This window comes from Streptomyces sp. SID11385, from assembly GCF_010548245.1.
GTDB lineage: Bacteria > Actinomycetota > Actinomycetes > Streptomycetales > Streptomycetaceae > Streptomyces.
In genome coordinates this window covers 1-6,917 of record NZ_JAAGLR010000823.1, presented here as the reverse complement: position 1 = coordinate 6,917, position 6,917 = coordinate 1, and the positions used below count along the sequence as shown (strand labels likewise).

Sequence of the window (6,917 nt, the reverse complement as noted above, 5' to 3'; positions counted from 1 at the left end):
CCGTCCTCCCCGGCGGGGGCGGTCCGCGTCGGTGGTACGGAGCGAGCCTCCACCCGCCGCGGGGTGGCCGCCCAGCCGGTCTGATCGGCGACGGGGCGGGCCGCGTGCACGGGTGGCTCGTCAGCTCGTGGTACCGGCCGTGTCGTTGACGCGTCGCGGCGCGGCTGTTGACGGTGTGGCGCCGTCCGGCGGACCCCGCCGTTCCTCCGGCGTTCCCGTGCCGTGTCCACCCTGACCTGCGGCGAAGGCCCGGGCCGGGTGCGCGCGTGGCCGGGGTGCGGAGAGACCGGGTAGCGTGAGCCGACGATTCCCAGGGTCCCCCATTCGTAGGAGTTCCGGTGGCGCAGAGCGGTCATGGCGGGCAGCCGCATCCCTCCGAGGGCGAAGGCGCCCCGTACCCCGGCACCTCGGGGACGCCCGCCGACGGCACCCCCTGGGGACCGCAGCCCGGCTACGACGCGTACGGGAACCCGCAGGCCCCCGCGCACTCCGGCGGCTACGGCTACCCGCACGCCCCCGCCCCGGCGGGCGGCTACGGCTACCCGCCGCCCTTCGAGTCCCCGCACGGTCCGCAGGGCGGCGACGCGGAGGCCACGCAGTTCATCCAGCCCCTCCCGCCCGGCGGCGCCGACAACCAGGCCACGCAGTACATCGCGCCCGTGCCGGGCGCCGGGCCCCTGCCGCCCGAGTCGGCGGGGCAGGACAACCTGTACTACCCGGCGGCGCCTCAGCCGCCGCTCCCGGGCGGGGCGGGGCCCGACGCGCAGGCGACGCAGTACATCGCGCCCGTGCCCGGCGGCAACCCGCAGTTCCCGGGGCAGCCCGCGCAGCCCCCGGCCCCGTCCCCGTACGAGGAAGCCCCCACCCAGCCGCCCGCCGAGTTCGACAGCCTCTTCCGCACGGAGGGCGAGAGCGCGACGACGCAGATGCCGGCGATCACGCCGCAGGTCCCGCCGCCCCCCGCCTACGGCTACCCGCAGCAGCCGGGCGCCCCCGGGCAGACGCCGCCGCCCGCCGCGTACGGCAACGGCTACGGCGCCCAGGGCTATGGCTCGGGCGGCGGCTACGACAACGGCTACGACGAGCCCCCGCGCGGGGGCGGCGGCAACCGCAACAAGGGGCTGCTCATCGGGATAGGCGGCGTCTGCGTCGTCGCGCTCGGCCTCGGCGTCGGGGCGCTCGTCGGGGGCGGCGGGGGCGACGACGAGGCGAAGACCTCGCCCGTCTCGGCGACCGCGGCCACGGGACAGCAGGACGGCGACGACGCGAAGGGCGAGGACGAGAGCACGAAGCCCTCGCCCTCCGCCGACCCGGTCAAGGAGCAGGCCGTCGGCCTCGACAAGCTCCTCGGCGACTCGAACAACAGCCGTGACGCCGTGGTCCGTTCGGTCGGCAACATCGGCTCCTGCAAGGACCTCGGCAAGGCGGCGGCGGACCTGCGCGACGCGGCGCGGCAGCGCAACGACCTCGTCAAGCGGCTCGGTCAGCTGCCGGTCGACAAACTGCCCCGGCAGGACCAGCTCAAGACCGCCCTCACCCGCGCCTGGCACGCCTCCGCGACGGCCGACAACCACTACGCGGCCTGGGCCGACCAGACCGCGAAGCACGGCGGCTGCCCCGGCGGCCACGCCCGCTCGACGAACCAGCGCAACGCGGGCGACCGCGCGAGCGGCGAGGCGACGAGCGCGAAGCAGCAGGCCTCGGGGCTGTGGAACGCGATCGCCTCGAAGTACCAGCTGACGCAGCGGGACAAGAGCCAGCTGTAGGGGCGCCGGAGGTGCGGGCGATCGGGGCGCCGGGCACGGCGTCGCATCCCGTCGGGGTCCTCAACTCCGCCGCTTCGCCGTTTACTTCGGGATCGTGGGGCAACGCGTAGCGCAGCCACGACCACGCCTTCTCCACCGGGCTGGTCCCCTTCCGCGCCACCCGAGGAGATCCATGCCCCGCAGCCCGCGCCTCCTGCTCTCCGTCGTCGCCCTGGCGGCGACGACCGCCCTGCTCACCTCCTGCCAGGACGACGACTCCGGCGACGCGAAGGCCGGCAACGCCGCGGCCGCGTCCCCGGCCTCGCCCTCCGCCCCGTCACCGTCCTCCCCGTCCTCCCCGGCCGAGACGTCCCCCGCCTCGCCCTCCGCCTCGCAGCCCGCAGAGACTCCCGGCGACACGGGCGGCGGGACGGCCGGGGCCACCGGGAGCACCGGCGACGGGCAGCCGGAGAAGGTCTACTGGGAGGGCGTCTCGCACTACCTCGCCCCCGGCAAGTACTCCGTCACCGACGACACGACCAAGAAGGAGCGGGCCTTCCTCACCTCCACCAAGACCGTCATCAACGGCAACGGCTGGATCTGCGGCACCGAGGAGAAGACCCAGCGCTGCACGGCCGCGCAGCTCGACGCCGCCACCAAGAAGGGCAAGCGCCTCGTCGTCAAGATCGCCGCCGACGGCACGGCCGTCACCATCGACGAGCAGCACAACTGACGCGCGCCCCCGGGCGGACCCCCGCCACCCGGCGGCCCGCCGCCTCACTCCTCCCGGCCCCCCGCCGGCTCGCTCTCCAGGGCCTCGCGCACGTCCCCCGTCGCGCCCGGGCCGTCCCCCGCGCCCTTCGCCGCGACCAGCCGGCCGTCGCGGACCTCCAGGTGGGTCACGCGGGTGTTCGCCGTGCGGGGGTAGCCGATGACGGAGCGGGCGTAGTCGTCGCCCCAGCTCAGGGTGGGGGTGAGACCGCCGGTCGTGACCTTCGTGCCCTTGTCGAGCGCGTCGCGCACGGTCCGCGCGGTCACCGGCCCTTCGCCGAGGGACTCCACGACGCGGCGCAGCGCCGTGTACGCGATCCACGTCGTCTGCACGCCCGCGTCCGCCGGGTCGATCGCGTTGTCGCCGAAGGCGTGCCGCGTGATGACCTTCTTCATCTGCGCCCAGCGCGGGTCGGACGCCGGCGGGTACCAGCCCGCGACGGCCGCGCCCTCGTACGGCCCCGACGCGCCCCCGGACCGGTCGACGAGACGCTGGCTCACGCTGCCGAGCACGGAGCCGATCCGCACGGCGGGCGCCGCGCCCGTCCCCGTACCCGCGCCCGCTACCGCGCCGCCCGAAGGCGCCACGCGGCGGAAGGAGTCGACGAAGACCGCCGTGCTGTCGCCGAGCGCCACGCTCACGCAGCGGCGCGCCGCCGGGGCCGGGGCGAGCCGGCCGAGTACCTGCTCCGCCTGCGGCGTGTAGTCGCTGGAGGCGGCGGGCACGGGCAGGTCGACGACCTCCGCCGTACCGCCCGCCCCGCGCAGCCCCGCGCGCAGCAGGTCCGGCCACGTGTCGGCCGTGATCCCTTCCGGGCGGACGAGGACCACGGGGTCGCAGTGCGGGGCGAGTTGCGCGCCCTCGGCGGCGACGAGCGCGGGCAGCCCGCCGTTGACCGGGTACGAGTCCGGGTTCACGAACTCCTCCTGCGTGATCCCGTACCCGCCGAGGTACGGGATGCCCGCGAGCGAGATCGGCGAGAAGATCGCCGCGTCCTGCTCGCTGTACGAGCCGACGACGGCGACGGCCTTCTCGCGCACCGCGCGCCGGGCGCACTCCGCCGCCGCGACCGACTCGTTGCCCTCGTCGCACACGAGGACCCGCAACTTCCGGCCCCCGATGCCGCCCTGGGAGTTCACCCAGCGCTCGTAGGCGCGCGCCATCGCGGTCATCCCCGGCGCGTTGGTCCCCGTGGTGTGCAGCGGCGCCCACGTCATGACGGTGACGGGACGGTCGTCGTCGTCCCCGCCGCCCGGCAGCACCCCGCAGCCGCTGACGAGCAGCCCGCCGACCGCCGCCAGAAGCGCGGCACGCGAGACGGCGCGCGAGGCCGCGCGACGCGAGGCGGCGCGGAAGGCGGCGCGGAGCGCGGGGCGCCGGGCGGACGCGCGGCGGGGCCGGGTACGTATCGGGAGCGGACCGGTGGTCATGGCGCCGCAGCCTTGTCGCCGCGCGCCAACCGGCGCGCTACCCACGGTCAACACGCGGTGACGGGCGGGTGAACAGCGGGGGACCGGTGCGGCGCGTTCCGGGCGGAACGTACGATCACTGACCGTGCAAAGCCCGGAGAACCCTTCACGCCGCAGCCGCCGCTCCTCCACCATGGGGGGCATGCCACTCAACGACATGCCGTGGTGGCGCTGGCGCAGCACCGTGCGTTCCGCGCTGCACATGCTCTCCGACCCGGCGTTCCAGCAGGAGTACTGGCTCGCGGGCCGCGAGGAGTACGGGGACGTGACCGACGCCGTGTACCGGCTGGTCGAGGACACCTGGCTCGACAACTGGCCCGCCGAGCGCTACCTCGGCTCGGTCTTCCGCGACAGCGAGGAGACGACGCTCGTCGACGCCGCCGTGCTGCGCGTGCTGCGCATCCTGCACCAGGTCGGCCCCGACGCCCCCGCGACGGCCTACCTCCAGCACCCCGACTGGCCCGAGGCCCTCGCCGCCTGCCGCGCGGCCCACGTGCGTCTCGCCCTCGCCGACGGCGACGACCCCGACCAGCCGCCGCGCACGCTGGGCGAACTGCGGAACCTGCTGCGCACCGCCTGAGGGAGCGGGGGGCGCGGGTTCCGCGTGCCGGACGGCGACGCCCCCGTCCCCCGCGGTGTGGGACCCTGGCGGGCATGACTGAGCAGCCCGCACCGGTAGCCGGCTCCGCCGCTCCCGCCACCCCCGCCTCCAGTTACGTGCTGACGCTGGCCTGCCCCGACAAGCAGGGGATCGTGCACGCCGTCTCCAGCTTCCTCTTCATGACCGGCGGGAACATCGAGGACAGCCAGCAGTTCGGGGACGCGGACACGGGGCTGTTCTTCATGCGGGTCGGCTTCTCGGTGGGAGCGGGCGGCGAGGACGGGGAGCCGACCGGGCTCGACAAGCTGCGCGCGAGCTTCGCCGCGATCGGCGAGGCGTTCCGGATGGACTGGCAGATCCACCGGGCGGGGGAGCGGATGCGCGTCGCGATCCTGGTCAGCCGGTTCGGCCACTGCCTCAACGACCTGCTCTTCCGCTCCCGCAGCGGCGCGCTCCCCGTCGAGATCGCCGCCGTCGTCTCCAACCACACCGACTTCCGCGAGCTGACCGCGAGTTACGGCGTCCCCTTCCACCACATCCCCGTCCCCAAGGACGGCAAGGCGGAGGCGGAGCAGCGTTTCCTCGACCTCGTCGCCGAGGAGGACGTCGAACTCGTCGTGCTCGCCCGCTACATGCAGGTCCTCTCGGACGACCTGTGCAAGCAGCTGAGCGGCCGGATCATCAACATCCACCACTCCTTCCTGCCGAGCTTCAAGGGCGCCAAGCCGTACCACCAGGCGCACGCCCGGGGCGTGAAGCTCATCGGCGCGACCGCGCACTACGTGACCGCCGACCTCGACGAGGGCCCGATCATCGAGCAGGAGGTCGAGCGCGTCACGCACGCGGCGACCCCCGCCCAGCTCGTCGCCACGGGCCGCGACGTCGAGTGCCAGGCGCTCGCCCGCGCGGTCAAGTGGCACGCCGAGCACCGCATCCTGCTCAACGGCCGCCGCACGGTGGTCTTCGCCTGAGCGGAGCCCCACGAGGCCGGGCGGCCCTCCTGGGCGCGCGCACCCGCCGCGCCTACAACCGGCTCAGCGCCGCCGTCGCCCGCAGGACGCGCAGGATCGTCTCCCGGTCGCCCTCCTGCCCGAGTGCCGCCTCCTCCGGTGTCAGGTGTCCTGCGGCGACCTGGCAGAACTCGACGCCGTCGAGGCGGACCTCGGCCACGTCCTCCTGCGGGCCCTGCCCGCTCTCCGCCTTGGGATCGACGCCGATCCGCCAGACCCCGCCGCCGGGCCCCTCGATCTCCAGGCGGAGCGTCCGGCGCGCACCGGAGGGGGACGCCCCGTCCGGCGGCGGGAAGGCGGTGAGGGTCTGCGGGACGAGGCGGGTGGCGAGGTCGACGAGCGGGCGCAGGTGCGGGCCGGCGGGCGGGTCGTACGGGTAGGCGACGGCCCGCGCGATGTCCCAGGCGTGCATCCACGTCTCGAAGGCCCGCTCCAGGAGCGCGTCCCGCAGCGGGAGCGAGAAACCGCCGTACGGGATCGGGTAGCCACCCGAGCCGACGCCCTCGCCGTCCGTGAAGCCGACCGTCCGCACGAGGGCGTGCGTCTGCTCGCGCCACGGCGCGTGCTCGGCGCGGGTGGCCGGCGTGCCGAGCGCGGTCCAGTACCGCTCGGTGCGCTCCTGCGGCGGGACGGGCATCTCCGGCGCGTGCGCGCCGAGCGGCTCGGGCAGGCCGATCGCCGCCGCGACGAGCCCGTCGACGGCGAGGAGGTGCGCGATGACCCCGGCGACGGTCGTACGGCGCCCGGCGGGCCCTTCGGGCGTCCACCAGCGCAGCCGGACCGGGGCGTGCCAGTCGGCGTCGCCGAGGCTCTGGAGGAGGGCGTCGAGCCGGGCCGTCTCGGTGTCGTACGGCTCCGCCCAGGCCGGTACGGGCACCCGCGGCGGACGCCGCTCCAGGCAGCGCGCCAGCACGCGGGCGCGGAGCGAGGGATCGAGGTCGAGCGGTTCCTGCGGGTGCAGCAGCCCCACCGCGTCGCGCAGTCGCAGCGCCTCGTCCGCGCAGGGCCCGCACACGCCGAGGTGCGTCTCGACGGCCAGGGCCTCCTTCGCCGAGCACGCCGCGAGCGCCCACGCGCCGAGCAAGGACCGCAACAGCCGGTGATCCGCGAGCAGCGGATCGATCCCCGAGACCCCGAATGAGGTGTACGTCACGCACGAGGGCTCCCCGGCGCCGTCTCCTTCCCGGTGCTCACCCATGCCTTCCGCCTGCCCCCGCACCCCGGCCCCCACGCGCGAGCCGCCGGTGCCGTCCCCCACGCCGGACCCGCCCGCACCGGCCGCCCCGCCGCCCGCCTCCCCGTCCTCCTCCCGCCCGGCCC

At 75.6% G+C, this 6,917-nt stretch carries 6 protein-coding genes; 4 read left to right on the top strand and 2 right to left on the bottom strand.

The window, feature by feature from the left end:
• The first annotated feature begins 338 nt into the window (after nucleotides 1-338).
• Together G3I42_RS25115 and G3I42_RS25110 are read left to right on the top strand one after the other, a co-directional pair.
• Nucleotides 339-1,766 carry a hypothetical protein gene (locus G3I42_RS25115; protein ID WP_164289564.1) on the top strand — a complete coding sequence of 476 codons (1,428 nt, stop codon included), beginning with the start codon at nucleotides 339-341 and terminating at the stop codon, nucleotides 1,764-1,766.
• A gap of 172 nt (nucleotides 1,767-1,938) precedes the next feature.
• Nucleotides 1,939-2,478 carry a hypothetical protein gene (locus G3I42_RS25110; protein ID WP_164289562.1) on the top strand — a complete coding sequence of 180 codons (540 nt, stop codon included), beginning with the start codon at nucleotides 1,939-1,941 and terminating at the stop codon, nucleotides 2,476-2,478.
• A gap of 44 nt (nucleotides 2,479-2,522) precedes the next feature.
• Here G3I42_RS25110 and G3I42_RS25105 read toward each other — a convergent pair whose 3' ends face one another.
• On the bottom strand, nucleotides 2,523-3,947 hold the full coding sequence (locus G3I42_RS25105; protein ID WP_164289560.1) for an ABC transporter substrate-binding protein: 1,425 nt from the start codon (nucleotides 3,945-3,947) through the stop codon (nucleotides 2,523-2,525).
• Between the two features lie 118 nt (nucleotides 3,948-4,065).
• On the opposite strand from G3I42_RS25105, the gene G3I42_RS25100 reads away from it, so the two are divergent.
• Complete coding sequence (locus G3I42_RS25100; RefSeq protein WP_164289568.1) at nucleotides 4,066-4,566, top strand: hypothetical protein; 501 nt, start codon at nucleotides 4,066-4,068, stop codon at nucleotides 4,564-4,566.
• Nucleotides 4,567-4,640: 74 nt separating this feature from the next.
• Nucleotides 4,641-5,558 carry a formyltetrahydrofolate deformylase gene (gene purU / locus G3I42_RS25095; protein WP_164289558.1) on the top strand — a complete coding sequence of 306 codons (918 nt, stop codon included), beginning with the start codon at nucleotides 4,641-4,643 and terminating at the stop codon, nucleotides 5,556-5,558.
• 52 nt (nucleotides 5,559-5,610) lie between these two features.
• On the opposite strand, the gene G3I42_RS25090 is transcribed toward purU, so the two are convergent.
• Nucleotides 5,611-6,795, bottom strand: a complete 1,185-nt coding sequence (locus G3I42_RS25090; RefSeq protein ID WP_164289566.1) for a DinB family protein — start codon at nucleotides 6,793-6,795, stop codon at nucleotides 5,611-5,613.
• Nucleotides 6,796-6,917 lie beyond the last annotated feature (122 nt).